The 21,062-nt window shown below is 63.5% G+C and carries 19 protein-coding genes; 7 read left to right on the plus strand and 12 right to left on the minus strand.

What is annotated here, in order from left to right:
* Positions 1 to 42: 42 nt before the first annotated feature.
* From AC1C2Q_RS02230 to glf, 3 genes are read right to left on the minus strand one after another with little or no spacing between them, the layout of a single operon-like run.
* Positions 43 to 780 (minus strand): ABC transporter ATP-binding protein, encoded by a 738-nt coding sequence (locus AC1C2Q_RS02230; protein ID WP_495448824.1) that lies wholly within the window; start codon positions 778 to 780, stop codon positions 43 to 45.
* Complete coding sequence (locus AC1C2Q_RS02235) at positions 780 to 1,601, minus strand: ABC transporter permease (RefSeq protein ID WP_495448825.1); 822 nt, start codon at positions 1,599 to 1,601, stop codon at positions 780 to 782. The genes AC1C2Q_RS02230 and AC1C2Q_RS02235 overlap by 1 nt, the downstream gene beginning before the upstream one ends.
* Positions 1,602 to 1,610: 9 nt before the next feature.
* A complete protein-coding gene (gene glf / locus AC1C2Q_RS02240) occupies positions 1,611 to 2,747 on the minus strand; it encodes a UDP-galactopyranose mutase (RefSeq protein WP_495448826.1) in 1,137 nt (378 codons plus the stop codon).
* Between the two features lie 68 nt (positions 2,748 to 2,815).
* Between glf and AC1C2Q_RS02245 the strand changes: the two genes are divergently transcribed.
* The 3 genes from AC1C2Q_RS02245 (at position 2,816) to AC1C2Q_RS02255 (ending at position 5,997) form a co-directional block, all read left to right on the plus strand.
* Entirely contained in the window at positions 2,816 to 3,700 is an 885-nt protein-coding gene (locus tag AC1C2Q_RS02245; RefSeq protein ID WP_495448827.1) for a glycosyltransferase, read from the plus strand.
* 84 nt (positions 3,701 to 3,784) lie between these two features.
* Entirely contained in the window at positions 3,785 to 4,921 is a 1,137-nt protein-coding gene (locus AC1C2Q_RS02250; protein WP_495448828.1) for an NAD-dependent epimerase/dehydratase family protein, read from the plus strand.
* Entirely contained in the window at positions 4,918 to 5,997 is a 1,080-nt protein-coding gene (locus tag AC1C2Q_RS02255; RefSeq protein ID WP_495448829.1) for an acyltransferase family protein, read from the plus strand. Before AC1C2Q_RS02250 ends, AC1C2Q_RS02255 begins: the two co-directional genes overlap by 4 nt.
* A gap of 7 nt (positions 5,998 to 6,004) precedes the next feature.
* Here the strand turns inward: AC1C2Q_RS02255 and AC1C2Q_RS02260 are convergent, their stop codons facing one another.
* Genes AC1C2Q_RS02260 through AC1C2Q_RS02270 form a run of 3 tightly spaced genes read right to left on the minus strand, consistent with a single transcriptional unit; the run spans position 6,005 to position 8,978 of the window.
* Positions 6,005 to 6,757 (minus strand): glycosyltransferase, encoded by a 753-nt coding sequence (locus AC1C2Q_RS02260; RefSeq protein WP_495448830.1) that lies wholly within the window; start codon positions 6,755 to 6,757, stop codon positions 6,005 to 6,007.
* Positions 6,754 to 8,007, minus strand: coding sequence for a lipopolysaccharide biosynthesis protein (locus tag AC1C2Q_RS02265; RefSeq protein ID WP_495448831.1), 1,254 nt, complete (start codon positions 8,005 to 8,007; stop codon positions 6,754 to 6,756). The genes AC1C2Q_RS02260 and AC1C2Q_RS02265 overlap by 4 nt, the downstream gene beginning before the upstream one ends.
* The gene (locus AC1C2Q_RS02270; protein WP_495448832.1) at positions 8,004 to 8,978 is read right to left on the minus strand and encodes a glycosyltransferase; all 975 of its coding nucleotides are present in this window, start codon (positions 8,976 to 8,978) and stop codon (positions 8,004 to 8,006) included. Before AC1C2Q_RS02270 ends, AC1C2Q_RS02265 begins: the two co-directional genes overlap by 4 nt.
* A gap of 57 nt (positions 8,979 to 9,035) precedes the next feature.
* On the opposite strand from AC1C2Q_RS02270, the gene AC1C2Q_RS02275 reads away from it, so the two are divergent.
* Entirely contained in the window at positions 9,036 to 10,049 is a 1,014-nt protein-coding gene (locus tag AC1C2Q_RS02275) for a glycosyltransferase (RefSeq protein ID WP_495448833.1), read from the plus strand.
* Here the strand turns inward: AC1C2Q_RS02275 and AC1C2Q_RS02280 are convergent.
* Genes AC1C2Q_RS02280 through AC1C2Q_RS02290 form a run of 3 tightly spaced genes read right to left on the minus strand, consistent with a single transcriptional unit; the run spans position 10,034 to position 13,114 of the window.
* Positions 10,034 to 10,420, minus strand: coding sequence for a DUF2304 domain-containing protein (locus AC1C2Q_RS02280; RefSeq protein WP_495448834.1), 387 nt, complete (start codon positions 10,418 to 10,420; stop codon positions 10,034 to 10,036). The genes AC1C2Q_RS02275 and AC1C2Q_RS02280 overlap by 16 nt on opposite strands.
* A complete protein-coding gene (locus AC1C2Q_RS02285; protein WP_495448835.1) occupies positions 10,417 to 11,157 on the minus strand; it encodes a glycosyltransferase family 2 protein in 741 nt (246 codons plus the stop codon). The genes AC1C2Q_RS02280 and AC1C2Q_RS02285 overlap by 4 nt, the downstream gene beginning before the upstream one ends.
* Before the next feature lie 22 nt (positions 11,158 to 11,179).
* Positions 11,180 to 13,114 carry a DUF6541 family protein gene (locus tag AC1C2Q_RS02290; protein WP_495448836.1) on the minus strand — a complete coding sequence of 645 codons (1,935 nt, stop codon included), beginning with the start codon at positions 13,112 to 13,114 and terminating at the stop codon, positions 11,180 to 11,182.
* Between the two features lie 106 nt (positions 13,115 to 13,220).
* On the opposite strand from AC1C2Q_RS02290, the gene rfbA reads away from it, so the two are divergent.
* From rfbA to AC1C2Q_RS02305, 3 genes are read left to right on the plus strand one after another with little or no spacing between them, the layout of a single operon-like run.
* Positions 13,221 to 14,093 (plus strand): glucose-1-phosphate thymidylyltransferase RfbA, encoded by an 873-nt coding sequence (gene rfbA / locus AC1C2Q_RS02295; protein WP_495429441.1) that lies wholly within the window; start codon positions 13,221 to 13,223, stop codon positions 14,091 to 14,093.
* Positions 14,090 to 15,088 carry a dTDP-glucose 4,6-dehydratase gene (gene rfbB, locus AC1C2Q_RS02300; RefSeq protein WP_495448837.1) on the plus strand — a complete coding sequence of 333 codons (999 nt, stop codon included), beginning with the start codon at positions 14,090 to 14,092 and terminating at the stop codon, positions 15,086 to 15,088. The genes rfbA and rfbB overlap by 4 nt, the downstream gene beginning before the upstream one ends.
* Positions 15,085 to 16,497, plus strand: a complete 1,413-nt coding sequence (locus AC1C2Q_RS02305; protein ID WP_495448838.1) for a sugar nucleotide-binding protein — start codon at positions 15,085 to 15,087, stop codon at positions 16,495 to 16,497. The genes rfbB and AC1C2Q_RS02305 overlap by 4 nt, the downstream gene beginning before the upstream one ends.
* Positions 16,498 to 16,563: 66 nt before the next feature.
* On the opposite strand, the gene AC1C2Q_RS02310 is transcribed toward AC1C2Q_RS02305, so the two are convergent.
* From AC1C2Q_RS02310 to wecB, 3 genes are read right to left on the minus strand one after another with little or no spacing between them, the layout of a single operon-like run.
* A complete protein-coding gene (locus AC1C2Q_RS02310) occupies positions 16,564 to 17,859 on the minus strand; it encodes a nucleotide sugar dehydrogenase (protein ID WP_495448839.1) in 1,296 nt (431 codons plus the stop codon).
* A gap of 47 nt (positions 17,860 to 17,906) precedes the next feature.
* A complete protein-coding gene (locus AC1C2Q_RS02315; RefSeq protein ID WP_495448840.1) occupies positions 17,907 to 19,961 on the minus strand; it encodes an acyltransferase family protein in 2,055 nt (684 codons plus the stop codon).
* Positions 19,958 to 21,040, minus strand: a complete 1,083-nt coding sequence (wecB, locus tag AC1C2Q_RS02320; protein WP_495448841.1) for a non-hydrolyzing UDP-N-acetylglucosamine 2-epimerase — start codon at positions 21,038 to 21,040, stop codon at positions 19,958 to 19,960. The genes AC1C2Q_RS02315 and wecB overlap by 4 nt, the downstream gene beginning before the upstream one ends.
* Between the last annotated feature and the right edge of the window lie 22 nt (positions 21,041 to 21,062).

The raw sequence follows: 21,062 nt of genomic DNA on the forward strand, positions 1-21,062 counted from the left end.
CTGCCTTCCTCTGGTTGGGAGTGGCCACTTCCAACCAGAGGATCAGCGGGCGGCGGAGTCGGCGTTGTAGCGGTCGAGGACCTCGTTGATACCGGCATCCAGCACGAGGGCGCCTTTGTCGAGATACAGGCCGCGCGTACAGAAGCGCCGCAGGTCGCGCTCGTTGTGGCTGACGAAGAACAGCGTTCGCCCCTCGGCGAGCAGTTCGTCGATGCGCTTGTAGCACTTGTCTCGGAAGCCTTTATCGCCGACCGCAAGCACCTCATCGACGAGCAGGATCGGCTCATCCAACTGCGATACGACTGAGAAGGCAAGACGCACCTTCATGCCGTTGGAGAGGTGCTTGTACGGCGTCTCTTGGAATTCTTCGAGCTCTGCGAAGGCGATCATCCCGTCGTAGCGGCGGGAGATCTCGCCACGCGACATCCCGTGCAGGCCGGCGGTGAGGCGAACGTTCTCGCGCACAGTGAGGTCACCGACGAATCCCCCGGTGAGCTCGATCAGCGGCGCGACGCCGCCATTGACGGTCACCGAGCCCTCGTCCGCGAGAAGGACACCCGCGACGAGCCGCAGCAACGTCGACTTGCCCTGTCCGTTGCGACCGACGACACCGATCGACTCACCAGGTTGCACAGTGAAAGAGACATTGCGCAGCGCCCAGAACTGCCCCGGACGGCTGCGTCGTGACGCGCCGGCGAAGAGGTCCTTGAAGCTCCGCCGTCCACGCCGGTTGCGGCGGAAATTCACGCCCAGTCCCTCGACTTCGATCGCGGCCGCCATCACAGCTCCTTCAGCACTGGGCGCTCAAGTGTGCGGAACACCCGTGATCCGAGAACGAAGATCGCGAGGGTCATCACGACGCTGATCAGAACCGTGTTCAAGTGCCACAGCTCGGGGAAGAAGGCCATCCGGTAGAGCGTGAAGATGCCCGCCAGCGGGTTGAAAGCTCCGATCGTCTCGAACGGACCGGGGAGGTTCGAGACGCTGTAGATGATGGGTGTTGCATAAAACAGTGCCCGAAGGATCAGCCCAGTCGTGCGCTCGAGATCCGTGTACAGCGCGCACAGCGGGGCGACCAGCATCCCGAGCCCGACGAGCAGAACAACCTGCAACACCATGGCTACTGGGAACCACAGGATCCCCCAGCCAATGTGAACGACTTGGTCCGGGTTCGTCTCGACCAACGAATTGATGATCACGAATAGTGCAAGAACGGGGAGCGAGAACAGAAACTCCATGCCTTTGCTCAGCACGATGCGGTTTACCCAGATCGAGCGAGGGATGTTCGTCGAGCGGACCAGGCGCGAGTCTCTCTTGAATGCCTTGGTGAAATCCAACACTGAAGAGTTGAACCATACCCAGGGCAGCAGAGCGGTGATGAGGAAAATGATATACGGTTGCTCGCCGATACTGTCCCGATGGAACACCTGCGTGAAGACGAACCAGTAGATCATACTCATCACCAGTGGGTCCAGCACCGACCATAGATAGCCGAGGAAGCTCGTCGAGTACCGGACCTTCAGGTCGCGGGCAGAAAGCAACCACAGTGAATGCAGGTATCGCCGGGGCGTACCCGGCGCCCCGACAGCAGCGTGACTCACGTTCCGAGCTTAGGCGAGGGTGTTGTTCCACATGGTCAGCGCCGAGCCGATCGCCATATGCATGTCGAGGTATTGGTAAGTGCCAAGGCGACCACCGAAATGGACACCGCTCTCACCCTTCTGCAGTTCGCGGTATGCCAGCAAGCCCTCGCGGTCGGCGGGCGTGTTCACCGGGTAATACGGTTCGTCAGTCTTCTCCGCGAAGCGGGAGAACTCGCGCATGATGACGGTCTTATCCGTCGGGTAGACGTCCTTGCGCTCCGGGTGGAAGTGCTTGAACTCGTGAATGCGGGTGTACGGGATGCCTGCATCCGGGTAGTTCATCACCGGAGTGCCCTGGAAGTCGCCGATACTCAGCACTTCCTGCTCGAAGTCGAGGGTGCGCCAGCTCAGCTCGCCCTCCGCGTAGTCGAAATAGCGATCCACCGGGCCGGTGTAGATGATCGGAAGCTGCCCCACGAGCGCCTTGCGGTTCAGCGGCTGCGACTCATCGAAGAAGTCCACACCAAGCTTGATCTCGATGTTGGGGTGATCCGCCATCCGCTCCAACCACGCGGTGTAACCGTCGGTGGGCAGACCTTCCCAGGTGTCGTTGAAGTAGCGGTTGTCGTAGTTGTACCGCACCGGGAGGCGGCTGATGATGTCGCCGGAGAGCTTGTGCGGGTCGGTCTGCCACTGCTTGGCCGTGTAGTCCCGGTAGAACGCTTCGAACAGCGGGCGCCCGACCAGGGCGATGCCCTTCTCTTCGAAGTTCTGCGCCGACTTGACGTCGAACTCGCCTGCTTGCTCCTTGATGAGCGCACGCGCTTCGTCTGGCGTGTACGCGGCCTGGAAGAACTGGTTGATCGTGCCGAGGTTCACCGGCAGCGGGTACACAACATTCTTGTGGTTCGTGTACACGCGGTGCACGTAGGTCGTGAACGTCGTGAACCGGTTCACGTACTCCCACACCGTCTCATTGGAGGTGTGGAAGAGGTGCGCACCGTAGCGGTGCACCTCAATGCCTGTCTCCGGCTCTGCTTCGCTGTACGCGTTGCCACCAATGTGCGAGCGGCGTTCGATGACGGTGACCTTCCGGCCAGCATCAGCAGCGCGCTCAGCGATGGTGAGGCCGAAGAAACCAGAGCCGACGATGAGAAGATCCATGGTCTCCATCGTATCGGTGAGCGTCCTACGCGAAGAATCTCAGGCGAGGAATCTAGACTGTCACTGCCATGACTCTGCAGATCTTCGTACCCTTCTGGGGCGACCCCGACCTCCTTTTCGAGACGATCGACTCGGTGCTCGCTCAGCGCAACCCCGACTGGGAGATGACGATCATCGACGATTGCTATCCCGATGAGTCAGTACCAGAGCGGATGGCCGCGTACACCGACGCGCGCATCAGCTACGTGCGAAACCCAAAGAACCTCGGCATCACCGAGAACTATCGAGAGGCGATTCGCCGCGCGAGCAGCGAGTACATCACGATTCTCGGCTGCGACGATCTCCTGCATCCGCACTATGTCGATGTGATCACCGACGCGATCAATCGGCATCCGTCCGTCGATGTCGTCCAGCCAGGCGTGAAAGTGATCAACGAGCACGGCACCACGATCAGGCCACTCACCGACCGAATCAAGCGGAGTGTGCTCACCCCGCGCGGGGGCGAGACGATCCTCAACGGCGAAGTGATGGCGACCAGCCTGCTGCGTGGCGATTGGCTGTACTGGCCTTCCCTGACCTTCCGCACCGAAACGCTGCGCCGCATCGACTTCCGCGATGGCCTACCGATCATCCAGGATCTTGCCCTTTTGGTCGATATCGCGCTGGACGGCGGCTCCCTCGTCTACACACCACCGGTGGCCTTCTCCTACCGGCGACACGGCTCCAGCGCATCCCAGAAGACGCTGTTGGACGGGCGGCGCTTCCAGGACGAACGGTCGTACTACGCGACCGCTCGCTCGCTCGCCGCAGCAAAAGGTTGGCCACGCACGGCGCGAGTTGCCAGGATCCGACTGATGGGGCGCCTGCACGCGATCACCGAGGTACCGAGTGTCCTCCGGCACGGCAACCGCGCTGGACTAAAGTCGACTCTGGCTCATATCTTCGCGCTCTGAAACAAACCGCTGCTGACACTAACCGGCGCTGACACACGCTGTCGACATCCGAAGCGAGATCGCTCGACTGGAGAGGTTCACCCCATGACCGAACACGTACTCATCACGGGCGGCGCCGGATTCATCGGCTCTCACCTGGCGCACCGGTTCGCACGGGATGGGCACCAGGTCACCGTGCTGGACTCGCTGTCCCCGCAGATTCACGGCCAGACGCCCGCCACCACTTCTCCCCTGCTGCGTTCACTCGACGGTGTCGCACGTGTGATCGAGGGCACCGTCACCTCCACCGACGATCTGCGTGGGGCGTTGCAGGGCGCCACCATCGTCATCCACCTCGCGGCGGAGACGGGGACGGGACAGTCGATGTACGAGATCGACCGATATGTGAACGCCAACGTCGGCGGCACTGCCAAGCTTCTCGATCTCCTCGCAAACGAGGAACACTCCGTCGGCCGCGTCGTCATCGCATCCTCCCGATCGATCTACGGCGAAGGCGCATATCGCACCGAAGACGGTCGCGTCGTCTACCCCGATCACCGCTCAGACGTAGACATGGCCGCCGGTGACTTCGATGTGCATCACCCAGGCGAAGGACCGCTCGAGCTCATCCCGACGGATGAATCAGCCGCTCTTCACCCCTCCTCGGTGTATGGCATCACCAAACAGATGCAGGAGTCGATGGTGCTGACCGTCGCACCCACGATCGGCATCGAGGCGACCTCAGTCCGGTATCAGAACGTGTACGGGCCAGGGCAGTCGCTGAAGAATCCCTACACCGGCATCCTTTCGATCTTCTCGACTCTCATCCGCCAAGGCAAAGAGATCAACATCTTCGAAGACGGCGAGGAAAGCCGTGACTTCGTCTACATCGACGACATCGTCGAGGCGACATTCCTTGCAGCCACCCTCCCGGCAGCCGCGGGCGAAGTGTTCAACGTCGGCTCCGGCGTCGGCACGACGGTGAATGAGGTGGTGGCGGCGCTGTTCGCGTCCCTTGGCCGCGAAGTTCCGACGCGCATCTCCGGAAACTACCGGCTCGGTGACATTCGTCACAACATCGCCGATACGTCCCGGCTGACCGATCTGCTCGGCTTCACCCCCGCCGTTTCGTTCCGCGATGGGGTCGCTAAGTTCGCCGAGTGGGTTCTGACCGAACCTGTCGAAGAGGATTCGTACCAGCGTTCCCTCGATGAGATGGCCCAGCGGAATCTTCTGAAGTGAGCCGTCCGCTACACGAATCGCGCGAGTTTCCGTACCGTTCGAACAGCCTCAACCTGTTCCGGTTGATTCTGGCGTTTCTCGTGCTCGTCGCGCATGCATTTTTCACCGCCGGCTACGACTGGTCGCCAGGATTCAACGGCGAGAACCTCGGCGGATGGGCGGTCATCGGGTTCTTCGTGATCAGCGGCTTCCTGATCACACGCTCTCGACTGGGTACAGATGCCGGAACCTTCCTCGTTCACCGCATCGCCCGAATCATGCCGGCGTTCCTCGTCTGTCTGGCGATCACGGCCCTCATCTTCGCCCCGATCGCTCAACTCGCCACTCACGGGACGCTCTCGGGATATCTGACGACGGGGCCCACTCCGCTGGAGTACATCTGGGGCAACCTTTTCCTGCACATCGACCAATACGCGATCGGCGAATCGCTGAGCGACGTCCCCTATCCGAATGCCTGGAACGGCTCGCTGTGGACTCTGTACTTCGAGTTCATCTGTTACCTGATCGTCTGGGTGTTCGGCGCGCTGGCCGTCTTCCGCCGCTCGGTCTTGCTGGTCGCCTCACTGTGGGCGGGATCCGTCGTCGTGCGCATCCTCACGGCCAATGGCGTCTCCGGTGGCCTGGACGGCGACTTCGATCTGCTCGCACGGCTACTGCCGTACTTCCTCGCCGGATCGCTCATCTACCTGGTCGTGCAGCGCTGGGGCTTCGTTCCGCTGATCGGCCTTGTATCGATACCGGTGGCGGCGATCCTGATGGTGTTCGTACCGACTGCCGGCGGCCCGCTCGCGGCGCCGTTCCTCTGCTACGCGCTGCTGTATCTGTCGACCATCGTGCCGCAGCCGCAGTGGATCGCGCGCAACGACGTCTCCTACGGCTTCTACATCTACGCGTGGCCCATGCAGCAGCTGGTGCTGATCTTCGGCGGCGCCCAGTTCGGAATCGTCGTGTACATCCTCATCACGACGATCGTCACCGCGCTCCTCGCAACGGCCAGCTGGTTCTTCGTCGAGCGTCCCGTGATGCGGCTCGCCCGCGGCAAGACGGCCGTCCGGGCGACTGCTGCGGCTCCGTAGCCAAGGCTCATACCGAGCGACGTCGCGCGCGCCGCCGCGCCTCGCGCCACAGCCGCAGCAACAACACCCGCGATTGCAGCGCCTGACGCAGCCCGCGCGGGCGCTCACTGGACGCATTCGCCTCGTGCAGGCGCCGGCGCACCGTGGGCTGCTCTACGTGTACGAGCTCGCCGCACGCGTTCGCGAGCGTCGCGATCCACAGGTCGTGTGATTCAGTCAGGTACTCCGGGAACGGTGTGGCGACCGACAGGAAATCCCGACGGATCGCCATCGCGCATCCGAAATACGGCGCATCGCCGATCAGGATCTTCCACTGGTTCCGACCCCGACGCGGTCCGTCCGCAGCGCGCAGCAGCCAATCCTTTCCGGTCAGCGGCGAACGCAGCGGCGCACCATCTCCGAGCAGCACGAGGTTGGATGCCGCGACAGCACGCTCCGCTGTGGCCGCCACCAGCAGAGCTCGCCGACCATGCACCCACACGTCGTCCTGATCGGAGAGCATGACGACGTCACCGGTAGCGCGCTGCAGGGCCTCCTCGAAGGTGCGGACGTAACCGTGGTTGGTCTCGCGGGCGTGCACGCGGACACGAGGATCACTGACGTCCGACAGCAACGCGACAGTGCCGTCTGACGACGCGTCATCAACGATGACCACTTCGTCCTGAGGCTCCAGCTCGACGAGGATCGAATCGAGCTGCTCGCGAAGGTACGCCTCGCCGTTGTAGGTCGCCATGCACACGCTGACTCGCACGTCGGTCATGCGCTCTCCTCCCTGGCATCAAGGGGATGCACCGGGTGCTCGCGCAATGCTCTTCGCAGCACCGTCAGCAGATACCCGGCGACGCACAGCTCGGAGATCGCGACCGCCCAGGCGACGGCCGGCACCGAGCCGAGCACCGCGAACAGGATGATCAGCGGGGCTCCGACGATGGCGCCGATCATCGTCGACACGGCGAGAGCGCGCACGCGCCCCAGGCTCACCAGGCACGCATAGCCGACCACTGCGGCGATGGCGATCCCGACGAAGGCGACGCCCAGCGGCAGTGATACCGAGAGCGGCACGGGGATGGCGCCGCCCGAAAGCAGCGTCGACACCCAGGGGCTGAGGAACGCGATCAGCGCGCCGCCGATGATCCCGATGCCCATGGCCGCGACGGTCGCGATACGCATCCGCCGGGGACGCCCGCCATCGTTCGCCGGCACCCAGCTCTGGAAGAACTGCTGGATGGGCAGCAGCGCGATCGATGCATACCGGAAAAGCTGATTGGCCAGCGCAAACATCGGCTGCAACGGCAGCAGGAATATCCACACGGCGATCATCGGAAGTGTGACGTAGAGACTGGTCACCAGTGTTGCCGAGACGGCATGCCGCTGCGTCGCCAGCAGCGTTCTCAGCGGTGTGCGATCTTCGAAGTCGTCGTCCTGTGGCGAGCGTCGCACGACGAGCGCGGAGATGCTGACCGCTGCCAGGTAGCCGAGGCCCTGGAAGACCAGGTACACCCAGAGCTCGCGGGTGATCCAGACACTGACCAACCCGAGCACACCGCCGATGACAGTGGGCACCGTATCGAAGAGTAGAAGCCGCTTCGGGCGTCCCTCGCCCGTGAAGTACCAGTTCGCACCCAGATACGGCAGTAGATAGACGGCGGCGCCAAGGATCGAGATGAGCACTTCACCGCCGGTGAGGAAGATCAACAGCAGCGCGAGGAGCGGGAAGACGCACGCGTAGAGCGCGGCGCGGGCCTGCAGCGACCGACGGAAGAACGCAGGTCGACGATCTTCCTGAATACCCGCGACAGTCGCCGCGCCCACCGCTCCCCAGCCGAACGCGACGAGGATGCCGCCGAACTGGGCGACGGTCTGGATGAGCGCCAGCGTGCCCCACGTAGCTTTGCCGACGGCATCCATCAGCAGTGGGATCGCGACGATGCCGAGCAGCGTCACGATGATCACCGAGACGGTGAATCCGCTCAGGCGGCCCGCCACGCTGCGGATGCCGGCGGCGCTCATGTTTGCTCCTCCTCGAGCACCGGAGCATCGAATACCGGGGCGTTCCACGTGATGGTCGCGGCGATGGGCGCAAGTGCCTCCGGCATCCGCCCCATCCGACCGCGGACAGCTGCGTTGATCGCCGCGCGGTACAGGCGCCACAGTGCACGTCTCGGGCGGGCCACCCAGAGCGCGTTCACGAAGTGGATGCCGTCGAGGAGGGTATCTTTCAGGATCTGACCCGGGGCTGCGGTGAGATACATCCGGTTCAGGATGATCCGGTTGCGCACGCGGTAGAAGTAGCGGAACGGTGTGCTCAGTGTCGTCTCCGGCGGAACACCGGGTAGACGCACCTGGCGCCCGAAGAGCTCCCGGCGATACTGCGTGCCGAGCGCATGCCCGAGCCGGATGCCGCTCGCAGCAAGCACAGCGAAGCCGGATCGCCGCAGCCGCAGCTCATATTCGGTGTCGACCAGATCGATGAAGAAGTCGGCGCGCAGATCACCGGCCGCATCGAGGACGGAGACCGGAATCAGCATCCCCGATTGAATGACATTGGCCGCAGGGCTGTATACGGGAGCCGCATCCCCTCGCGCCTGACGAACCGCGGCAAAGTACTCGGGCACGACGACGCCCACCCGGACGCCGTCCGCCCTGGCGGCCTCAGCCGCGTCGACGAGAGCGTCGACGAAGCCGCTCGGGACGAGGGAGTCCTGATCGAAGGTCACAATCTGTTCAGCACCGTGCTCACGCGCAGTGCGGATGCCATCGTTGAGGGCCGCGGCGATTCCGATATTCTCCGGCTCGCGGACAACGGTAATGCCCAGCGCGGCCAGCCGATCGAAGACCTCGTCAGCGGCAGCACCCGTCCCATCGTCGACGACGACGACGCCCTCGACCTGATCGATTACGGAGGCAACCGCACGCTCCGCAGATTCGCCGGGACGATAGGTTGAGAAGACCGCCCACACGGGCTGGAGATTCGGTTTCATCGCCCACCTAGACTAGCCTCATTCGCTGATGCGAACCTCAGACAAGGAAGGCGCTCGATGACTACCGAACGCCCCCACGGCACCATCGTGCTGGCCGCGTACTCCCCCGATCCCGAACTGTTCCGTGTGCAATTACTCTCGCTGCAGAACCAGAGCGTGCGGGACTGGGACTGCATCATCTCCGTCGACGGTGATCGTGCACCAGTGGCGGCGCTGGTCACCGAGATCGTCGGCGACGATTCCCGCTTCCGGGTGATCGGCGATGACTCCCGCCGCGGTTTCTATCTCAACTTCGAGCACGGTCTGCAGGCTGTCTCCGCGGATGCCGCATGGATTGCTCTTGCTGACCAGGATGACCGCTGGGACGAAGACAAACTGGCGACGCTGCTGCCTCATCTCACCGACGTCTCCCTCGTCTCCGGACAGGCGCGGCTTGTCCAGCATCCGTCCGGCGAGGTGACCGGAGTGACCGATCGCCGAGACCGAGGCGCAGTGCTCACTGTGCTGTCGAATCAGTTCACCGGCTCCCTGTGCGTCTTCGACCGCGAGATCCTCGGTGATGCGCTGCCGTTCCCTCGAGTGTCGACGCGCGTGGCGACACATGATCACTGGCTCGCCGTCGTCGCTGGCACTCATCGCGGCACCCGCGTCGTCGATGATGTCGTACAGGACTATGTGCAGCATGCCGCGAACGTTTTCGGGGATCCGAGCCGATTGGAGAAGGCAGGTATCGCTTCCTCCGTGCGGAACATTCTCGGCCTCGCCGAGCGCTACGAAGGGTCACGCTCCCCTCGCGCGCTGGCGAGGATGACGTTCTGGACCTACGTCGGTTGGCGTCAGATCATGGTCGACACCCTCCGCGCCCGTCGCGGCACCGCGGCCGGCGAGATGGACATACTGTTCGGCAGCGGACGACGCTGGAGTGCACTGAACGGCCTCCTGCGGGCATCAGAGCGCTCTGGCGACGTACCCCGACGCTTCGTGACTGAGTATCGCGCAAGCTGGCTCGCCGGCGCTATCAGCGGAGGTCGACGCGCCGCTACACATGCGGTCGCTCAGTCCGAGGGCTGAGCGTCTTCCGATAGGTCTTCCAACCGTTGCAGCCGCAGGTGCAGTGCTTCGGTCTCGGCACGAAGCAGAGCGGATTCCTCTGCCAGCCGGCGGATCTCATCCTCGGCGCTGCTGAGTTCCCACGACAGGTGAAACGTCACGCCGAGAAGTAGCAGGAGGGCTGCGGCAAACAGAAGATTCGATGGCAGCTGCACTCCGAGCAGCTGGGTGAGACCTTCCCACATTCCGGGGAAGATGCCCACGACCAACACGACCAGCGCGATCACCAGCCACAGCACGGCATACTTCTCGCGGAGGCGGCGCGTCAGCAGCATCCACAGCACGACTGCGATGATGACGACGGCGAGCACGATGCCGGCGACGATGATCATGTGGCGCTCACCTTCGGCTCAGAGTGATGGCCGGGATTACGCATCACGGCGAGTAGCAGCGCGAAAGCCGACCGGAAGAGGTAAACGGCGGCACCGATCGGATGCTGGCTGGGCGTGCCGTGCACGCGAGGGCGCATAGCCACCGGCACCTGCGCAACAGTGAGTCCGGAGTGGACGGCAGCCACCAGGGAGTCCACCGTATCGCCGAGATACTCGGCCGGGTAGTAGCTCACGTACTGTTCGATGGCCCGGCGGTTCGCGGCGCGGAACCCGCTGGTGACGTCGGTGAGGCGTGTCTTGGCGATCCGCGAGACGGCGCGCGCAAGGACGAGCATCGCCCACCAGCGTGGTCCGCGCACCGTGTACTCCCCCACCTCGGCGAAACGCGCGCCGATCGAGATGTCGGCGCCTTCGAGACCCGCGAGAACACGCGAGATGTCGGCGGGGTCGTGTTGCCCGTCTGCGTCGACCTGAATTGCGCGACGATATCCCTGACGGGCGGCGTAGGTGTACCCGGCGCGCATCGCACCGCCGACTCCGAGGTTGAACGGTAGCGAGAGCACGACAGCTCCTGCTGCGCGCGCGACATGCGCGGTGTCATCCGTGGAGCCGTCATCGATCACGACGACGTCGAAGTCTGCTGAGGCCGCCCGAATCTCCCGAATTGTGGTGCCGACGTTGCGGCTCTCGTTCCACGCCGGGACGAGAACGAGGACGCGATCGTGCTCTTGCGTCATCCGCTCGTTCTCCTCTGTTCGTTCAACCTCGCCCACAGGCGATCACCTCGTACAGTCTGGCATCGCCTTCGCTGTCGACCAGTCGCACGGCAGGTGAGTCCCCGAGATCTTGCACACCTGGGAGCGGGTTCAGGTCTTTCCTATGCACCTCGTCGCTGCCGAAGTCGAGCACAAAATCGACATCGAGAGCGTCGAGCGCATCGCACACCTCGGGCATCGATGCGGCATCCGCGAGATGCTCGTTGACGAGTTCGAGTTCCTCCGAGATATCCATCAGCGCATGCGGCATAAGCACCTGTCGATCCGACAGTGCATAGGCGAGACCGGCACCGGTAAAGGGGCTGCCGGCGATCACTGCGTCTTCTGGAACGATGTCGTCCACCCGCTCCAACAATGCCAGCTCATCAGCGGTGAGCAGATATGAGCCGCTGTCATAGCCATACACGTCGCTCGCCCATTCCTGCGCCTTGGGTGTCACTTGCAGATGGAAGGCGATGAACACGAGCAGCGCCGTCACGATCGCTGCGGTGAGCTGCACCGCAGCGGAGACGCGGCGACGACGGAGCACAGTGCCCACAACATCCGCCGTTCTCGAGATCCCGAGGGCAGCGAGCGGGACGAGTGCCAGCGCGAACAGCGCGGCGAGTCTCGGCCAGTTGTTGTACCAACTGCCGGTGAGTGCGTCACGGAGGGTTCCCCAGGGGAACGCGAGCGCCGCGACGAATAGCAGTGCACCGACAAACCAAAGGGACGCCACGACGATCAACTCGGCGCTGCGTTCACGCACCACCCAGTACAGGCCGACCAGAATCGAGATGCCGACCAGCCACGCGCCAGCGGGATAGAACAGCGTCACCGACAGGACCCGCCATAGCGCCTCGCCGAGCCCCGATTCGGTAGGCCACTGCCGCGTCGCCAACGGGGGGCGTAGCGCGCGTAGAAGTGCGATGCCTATGACTGCGTAGCCGATCGCGCCGATGATGATCCAGACACGGCGGCCGGAGCTAGTCGAGGCGCGCCAGAGACGCACGACGAACGCGATCACCATGGGTGCGCTCAGCGCGAGCCAGCCGACAAAGCCACCGGGGTGCGCCAACGCGACACCCGGCAACGCGCCGATGATGATGAAGCCCCACCAGCCTGGGGCAAGCTGCCGCGCTGATCGTCCAAGACCGCAAAGCCCCGCCGTCGCCGCGAGAGTCACCGGCAGCGCCACGAGTGCGAGCTGGTACGGGTACAGCACGCCGAAATCCATCGGCAGCAGTGGGAAGGCGGGCACGGCGGCTGCGACGATCCCCGTTCCGACCATCACCGAGGGCGACGACCCGATCAGCGTCCTGGACAGCACCAGAATGCCCAACGGCCACGTCACGGCAGCGGTTGTGATCGCCGCAGCGTTGACGGCGAGCGGAATACCCACCCCCGACAACTGCACGACGATCGCGACGGTCGCGTGCCACGCCGAGGGGTAGAACGGCAGTCCGCCGCCGGGGCTCGTCATCTGACCGATCTCCAGCGATGACGCGATGCCGGTGTCGACGATGTAACGGATGGCGTTGAGGTGGAAGATGTTGTCGAACGACTGGGAGATCGCGTCCGGGGTCTGCAGCACCCGAACGACCAACAGTGCGATTGCGAGCCCCGTGACCACGAGCACCCCGACCGTCCACCAGCGCCAGCGCCGCGGGAACCGGACGGTGTCCTTCGTCCCCGTCGCCCGCCTGACCACGACGATTCCGACGGCGATCACCAGTGCGGTCGCAAGTGCGGGCAGGACTGACCAGCCGATGCCGAGCCAGCCGGCGATCGTGGATCCGAGCCCGACGACGGTGGTGGCAAACACCGGGGCGGTAGCCGCTGCCCAGAGGCCACGCAGGCCCGTCAACAGAGCAAGCGACCACCCAAGTACTGCGTACACACCGAGGAGGACGAGCGCAGGCCACAACAAACCGAGCATTTCCACGTGGTATGCACCCTTCAAACCTTGATCAGAAAACCAGAATAGTCGGTGCTGCCTGGGGATCCGCGCGTGCCTGCTGCGAGTCGTGTGGCACGATGGACTCGTGAAGGGCATTATTCTCGCGGGCGGCTCGGGTACTCGGCTGCACCCCATTACTCTCGGCGTTTCCAAGCAGCTGATTCCGGTGTACGACAAGCCGATGGTCTATTACCCCTTGTCGACGTTGATGTTGGCGGGTATTCGGGACATTCTGGTGATCACGACGCCGCATGATGCGGAGCATTTCGAGCGGTTGTTGGGTGATGGTTCGCAGTTCGGGATCAATCTGACATTTGCGCAGCAGCCGTCTCCGGATGGTTTGGCGCAGGCGTTCACGATCGGTGCGGACTTCATCGGTGACGACAACGTTGCCCTCGTCCTTGGCGACAACCTGCTGTACGGGCCTGGGCTGGGCAGTAAGTTGCAGCGTTTCGCTGACATCGACGGTGGTGCGGTGTTCGCGTATTGGGTCGCGGAGCCAGAAGCGTACGGTGTCGTCGAGTTCGATTCCACGGGCCGGGCGATCTCTCTGGAGGAGAAGCCCGCCGTTCCCAAGAGCAATTTCGCCGTCCCTGGCCTTTATTTCTATGACAACGATGTGGTGCAGATCGCTCGCGAACTGAAGCCCAGTGCGCGTGGCGAGTATGAGATCACGGATATTAACCGGGCATATCTGGAGCGCGACAAGTTGCAGGTCGAGGTGTTGCCGCGGGGAACCGCCTGGTTGGACACCGGAACGTTTGATCAGATGACGGATGCCGCCGATTATGTGCGCACGATGGAGCGGCGCACGGCGTTGAAGATCGGTGTGCCGGAAGAAGTCGCGTGGCGTCAGGGGTATCTCACCGATGACGAGTTGCGTGAGCGTGCGGAGAAGCTTGTGAAGTCTGGGTATGGCACATACCTGTTGGATCTGTTGAAGAGAGGACACGCATGAGCCGTCTGCTCGTGACCGGCGGGGCCGGTTTCATCGGGTCGAACTTTGTTCACCATGTGACCCGGAACACCGACGACCATGTCACGGTGTTGGATGCGTTGACGTATGCCGGAAACCGGGACTCCCTTGCTGGGCTGCCCGAGGATCGGGTCACGTTCGTGCACGGGAGTATCACCGACGCACCTCTGGTGGATGAGTTGTTCGCGGAAGCGGATGCGGTGGTGCATTACGCCGCCGAGTCACACAACGACAACTCGTTGGATGACCCACGTCCGTTCCTGGACACGAACATCGTCGGCACGTACACGCTCCTCGAAGCAGCGCGCAAGCATGACACCCGCCTGCATCACATCTCCACCGACGAGGTGTATGGGGATCTGGAGCTTAACGACCCGGAGCGGTTCACCGAGTCAACCCCGTACAACCCTTCGTCACCGTATTCGTCGACCAAGGCTGGCAGCGACCTTTTGGTGCGTGCCTGGGTACGTTCGTTCGGGGTGCGGGCGACGATCTCGAACTGCTCGAACAACTACGGCCCGTACCAGCACGTGGAGAAGTTCATCCCCCGCCAGATCACGAACGTGATCCGCGGCATCCGCCCGAAGCTTTATGGCAAGGGTGAGAACGTGCGCGACTGGATCCACGCCGATGACCATTCCTCCGCCGTGCTGACGATCCTCGACAAGGGTGTGAACGGCGAGACGTATCTCATCGGCGCCGACGGCGAGAAGAATAACAAGGACGTCGTCGAGCTGATCCTCACGATCATGGGACAACCCGCAGACGCCTACGACCACGTCACCGACCGTGCCGGCCACGACCTGCGCTATGCGATCGACTCGACGAAGCTGCGCACCGAACTCGGCTGGACACCCTCGTTCGGCGACTTCGAAAGCGGCCTTGCCGCGACGATCGACTGGTACCGCGCGAACGAGAACTGGTGGGCGCCGAGCAAAGACGCCACCGAAGCCTTCTACGCAGGGAAAGGCCAGTGAGCGACATCTTCGGCAAGAAGCTGCAGCAGATCGAGACGACGATCCCCGGCCTGGTGCTCTTCGAACTGCCCGTGCACGGCGACTCTCGCGGCTGGTTCAAGGAGAACTGGCAGCGCGAGAAGATGACGGCGCTGGGCCTAGAGGACTTCGGTCCGGTTCAAAACAACATCTCCTTCAACGACGCGGTGGGCACCACGCGCGGCATTCATGCTGAGCCATGGGATAAGTGGGTCTCTGTCGCTACGGGGCGCATCTTCGGTGCATGGGTGGACCTGCGTGAGGGCCCCTCGTTCGGTGTGGCTTTCACCGCCGAGATCGATCCGTCACGGGCGATCTTCGTGCCGCGCGGGGTGGGTAACTCGTACCAGACGCTGGAGCCGGACACCGCATACGCGTATCTCGTCAACGACCACTGGTCGCCTGCCGCCGAGTATGCCTTCCTCAACCTCGCCGACGAGACGGCCGCCATCGAGTGGCCGATCCCGCTGTCTGAGGTCGAGATCTCAGACAAAGACAAAGTGCATCCGCGCCTGGCCGGTGTAACACCGATCGCGCCGCGCAAGACGCTCGTGCTCGGCGCGGCCGGACAGCTCGGCCTCGCACTGCACGCCCGACTGGGCGATGCCGCACATATTGAATACGTCACCCGTGGAGAGCTCGACGTGACCGCTCCCGGCCTTGCCCAGGCGCGCCACTGGCGCGACTACGGCACGATCATCAACGCGGCCGCCTACACGGCCGTCGACACGGCAGAGACCGCCGAGGGCCGCCAGGCTGCCTGGCAGGCCAACGCCACCGCAGTGTCTGCGCTGGCTCGGGTCGCTGACGATCACGGCATCACGCTCGTGCACGTCTCCAGTGACTATGTCTTCGACGGTTCCTCCTCGGAGCCGTACACGGAGGACGCCGCGTTCAGCCCGCTGGGCGTCTACGGACAGTCCAAAGCGGCAGGCGATCTCGCCGCCCAGACCGCCGCACGCCACTACATCGTGCGCACCTCCTGGGTGATCGGCGAAGGCAAGAACTTCGTTCGCACGATGGCTTCTCTTGCCGAACGCGGCATCGATCCGAGCGTCGTCAGCGACCAGATCGGGCGGCTGTCGTTCACTGAAGACATCGCCGCCGCGATCCAGCATCTACTCAATGTGGATGCCGCGTACGGCACGTACAACGTCACCAGCAGCGGCGCGGTGCTTTCCTGGGCAGACATCGCCCGCGAGGTGTTCCGCCTCACCGGCAGCGAGCCCGCACGCGTCAGTGACGTCACCACCGCGGAGTACTTCGCGAACGCGACCTCCCCGGTCTCTCCGCGCCCGCTGAACAGCGTGTTGGGTTTGACGAAGATCACCGCTACAGGGTTCGTCCCCCGCGACGGTGCAGAAGCACTGGCCGCCTACCTCGAAGTCTGAACCCGCGCGACACGCACGAAACCCCGCCGCGATTCGCGGCGGGGTTTCGTCGGTTCAAACCCGATGTCAGGCAGCTGTGCCGACGACGATGCGCGGCGTGCCGGCCCAAAGAGCAGCATCCGTCGTAGCGCGACCGTCGACGAGCAGCTTCACGCCGGGCAACTGCGCGGGACCCAGCGTGCGGTAGTCGGCGTGATCGGTCTGCAGCACTGCAAGGTCGACGTTGCCGCCGAGCGCATAGGGCTCAAGACCCAGGCCACGAAGTTCTTCATCGGTATAGAGCGGGTCGTGCACGACAACGTCGGCTCCGCGATCCTTCAGCGCCTTGACGGTCGGGAAGACGCCAGAGAAGGCGGTCTCCTTCACTCCCCCGCGGTATGCAGCGCCAAGGACGACGGCACGCTGACCGGCAAGGTCGCCGAGGATGCCAGCAGCCTGTGCGACCAGGCGTTCAGGCATCGAGGCGTTCAGCTGGCGGGCGACGCGGACGATGTCAGCACCGGGATCGGTCGACAGGTACAGCCGCGGGTACACCGGGATGCAGTGACCGCCAACGGCGATGCCTGGACGATGGATATGGCTGTAGGGCTGCGAGTTGCACGCCTCGATGACTTTGTAGACGTCAATTCCGTTGGCTGCGGCGAACAGACCGAACTGGTTCGCGAGGCCAATATTGACGTCACGGTAGGTGGTCTCGGCGAGCTTCGCCATTTCGGAAGCTTCAGTGGTGCCGAGATCCCAGACACCGTTCGGCCGAGGCAGGTCGGGGCGCTCGTCAAACTGCAACACGGCTTCGTAGAACTCGCGTGCAAGACGATTGCCCTCATCCGACAGTGCGCCGATGAGCTTGGGATACTTGCGCAGATCCGCGAACACACGACCGGTGAGAACGCGTTCCGGTGAGTATGCGAGGTGGAAGTCGACACCCTCGGTGAGCCCGGAGCCGGATTCGATCATCGGCTTCCAGCGGTTGCGGGTGGTGCCGACGGGCAAGGTCGTCTCGTAGGAGACCAGGGTGCCGGGTGTCAGGTGCTCGGCCAGCGAGGCTGTCGCAGCATCCATGTACTTGAAATCGGGCTCCCACGTCTCGTCGTCGACGAACACCGGGGCGACGAGCACAACGACGTCGGCACCGGGGATCGCCTCGGCGTAGTCGGACGTCGCGCGTAGCTTGCCCGCGGGAATGAGCTCGGCCAGCTTCTCCTGCAGGTGGGCCTCGCCCGGGAAGGGCTCGAGGCCCGCGTTGATGGTGTCGACAGCCCTCTGGTTGACATCGACGCCGATCACGTCATGACCCGAGGAGGCGAACTGGACGGCGAGGGGAAGCCCGATTTTGCCTAGGGCAACAACAGCAATGCGCATGGGTCCTAGTTTAGGTGGGTGCGGCTGGGCGTGGTCGCAGTGTCGCATCACTCCGACCGTTCCAGAAGCGTTTTCAGCGGATCAGTGAGCGCCGGAGCGAGATAGGAGACGAATGCCGTCGTCAGGTGATTGACGTCGCGGTAGACCAGGAGATTGTCGACGATGACGGGGCACGTATCCTCTTCGCAGATGTAGTCGGACATATCCACATAGCGCCCGTCGGCGCTTTCGACCGCAACGCTTTCACGAGCGCTCGCCGCCGCGTCAAGAACTTCTGCGCGTACACCGGCACATGACGTGACATCCATAACGTTTGCCGAGACGCAGGTGGAAGGCGTCACGCCGAAACGAGGGGTGTCGGCGATGACCAGCACCTCAGATCCCGCGGCCCGGAGTCGCTCGACGCTCGCGCTCAACCGCGCATCCCAGAGATCAGAAGCCGGCGTTTGATCCGAGGCCTCAGCGAGGTCATAGTACGCGAAGCTAGAAATTACGACGACGTCGGGCGGATCGCCCTCAAGTTGTTCGAACACGGCTTCTCGCCAGCGGTCACACGAAACGTAGGGCACGTCTTTGTCGAGCACAGTCGCCGAGACAGCGGGGCACGACGATTTAGTGAAAACCCGAATCCCGGCATCACCATCAAGTTCCGCGAAATCCTGTATTGCAGGAAGCCACTGGGCAGAGTGGGAGTCTCCGAACACAGCGATCGTGGACGCGCCATCGACATTGCCGTACACGCAGTCCTGCACGCTCTCCTCGTTCACGTCGTGATGGCATCCATCCGCATATACGGACGGGAGATCGCTCGCTGCATCCGCCAATGACGGCGTCATATTCCTCGGCACGAAACCGGTTGCGTGCGGCGGTGACACCGGGAATTCGGGAGCTTCGGCGACAACACCGCCCGTGCCGACGTCGCGAACCGATGCCCACTGCGCTGCCCCGACGAGCGCCCCGGACAGCAGCACTGTCACCCCGAGCGTTGCCAGCAATGTCACGCGCGGACGTCGACGAGTGAGGGCGCGTGGCGCACGCATCGGCGTCTCAACGAATCGGAACAGCAACCACGCCAACGGCACCGCGATGATGATCCCCAGCAGCACACGCACAACGAACCGCAACGGATTCTGCTCCCCCACCGCCGCCTGCGTCACGACGAGCAAGGGCCAGTGCACCAGATACAGCGAGTAGGAAATGAGTCCGATGAACTGCATCGGCCGAATCGATAGCAGCCAGGTGGGCCCACCGCGTGGGGACGCCGCTCCGAAGAGAATCACCAGTGCGGTACCGAGTGTCGGCACGATCGCGGCGGTGCCGGGGAATGCAGTCTGATCGTCGAAGAAGAACGCCGCAAAGAGGATCAGTGCGATACCCAGCCAGCCACCTATCGCACCGAACCAGGCGGGGATCCGGAGGGAACGATGCAGCAGAAGCGCGCCAACGAGCGCTCCAGCGAGCAGCTCCCACGCGCGTGTCGGGAGCTGGAAGAACGCGGCCGGCTGGTTGAGAGGTGTGAGCATCACACCCGCCGTCAAGCTGGCGAGAGCGAGCACCGAAATCCCCGCGATGACGAGCAAGCGACGTCGACGCACGAGGAGGAATAGCAAAAACAGAACGAGAGGCCAGAGCAGATAGAACTGCTCCTCCACACCCAACGACCAGTAGTGCTGATAGGGCGAGGGTGAATGATCAGCCAAGTAGTCTGTGTTCTGGATCGCGAACCAAATGTTCGGCACATACAGAATCGTCGCGAGGCCATCCCGAAGAATGCGCTCCAACCCCAACGGAGGGTAAAACGCGATGGCCGCGATCGCTGTCAGAACGGCAACGACGAGCGAAGCGGGCAGGATGCGTCGAATGCGCCGCGCATAGAAGTCGGCGAAGTTGATTTGGCCATCCCGCTCAAGCGACTCGAGGAGGTGGCTGGAGATGAGGAAACCCGAGATGACGAAGAATACGTCCACGCCGACGTATCCGCCGGTGATGAACGGTATTCCAGCGTGATAGATGAGGACGAGACCGACTGCAACGGCACGTAGTCCCTGGATGTCGCTGCGGAACCCTCGTCGGCTTCGTACATCTCCGCCTGGCTGCGTCACGCGTTCCCGACTTTGCCCGCCACTCGGAGAAGCTCGGCGACGACTCGACCCGCAGCTTGGCCGTCACCATAGGGAGCCGCATCCGTGTCGGCCGGTCGCGCACGGGTAACCCCGTGTGCGATCTCCTCGGCGGTGTCCGCAAGTACGTTCCAGCCGAGCTCGATCGTCTCGACCCATTCCGTTTCGGTGCGCACAGTCGTGCACGGCACGCGCAGCAGGAAGGCTTCCTTCTGTAGTCCGCCCGAGTCGGTGACAACGCCGGCGCTGGATAGTGCGGCAGCGATCAGATCCGCGTACGCCAGCGGCGCATGCGCGATAAGGGATCCCTGCGTGAGGTTGATTCCGTGCGAGGCCGCCTTTGCGACGACGCGCGGGTGCGCGAGCAGGATGACCGGCTTGTCGAGCGCGGCAAGGCCCGCGGCAACCTCGGCCAGCCGAGCGGGATCATCGGTGTTTTCAGCACGATGGATGGTGGCCAGGTAATACCCACCCGCGGTGAGCCCGAGTTCGTCAAGAAGGGCTGAGGGGCGCCCGGCGAGCTCGTCCCTCACTTGAAGGAGGACGTCGGTCATCACATCGCCAACGAGTACGGTGCGCGCTGCTAGCCCCTCGTTGGCGAGGTGATCGACGGCGACCTGCGTCGGAGCGAGCAGGAGGTCGGCCGCGTGATCGGTCATCACACGGTTGTGTTCCTCTGGCATCCGCCGATTGAAACTGCGCAGTCCTGCTTCAAGGTGAGCGACCGGGATGTGCATTTTCACCGCGCTCAGCGCCGCGGCGACCGTGGAGTTGGTGTCACCGTAGACCAGCACCCAGTCCGGACGATGTTCGTCGAACACAGCATCGAGGGCTGCGAGCATGGCTCCGGTCTGCACACCGTGCGAGCCGCTACCGACGCCCAGGTGGACGTCCGGTACGCCGATGCCGAGGTCCTCGAAGAAGACATCGGAGAGCATCGGATCGTAGTGCTGCCCGGTGTGCACGATCACGTGCTCGACGCCTGCATCCTTCGCCGCATAGTGGATGGGAGCGAGTTTCACGAACTGCGGGCGGGCACCGACGACACTAACGATCTTCACGGAACCCAAGTCTACGGCGAGG

The organism is Microbacterium sp. Y356 (assembly GCF_059445355.1).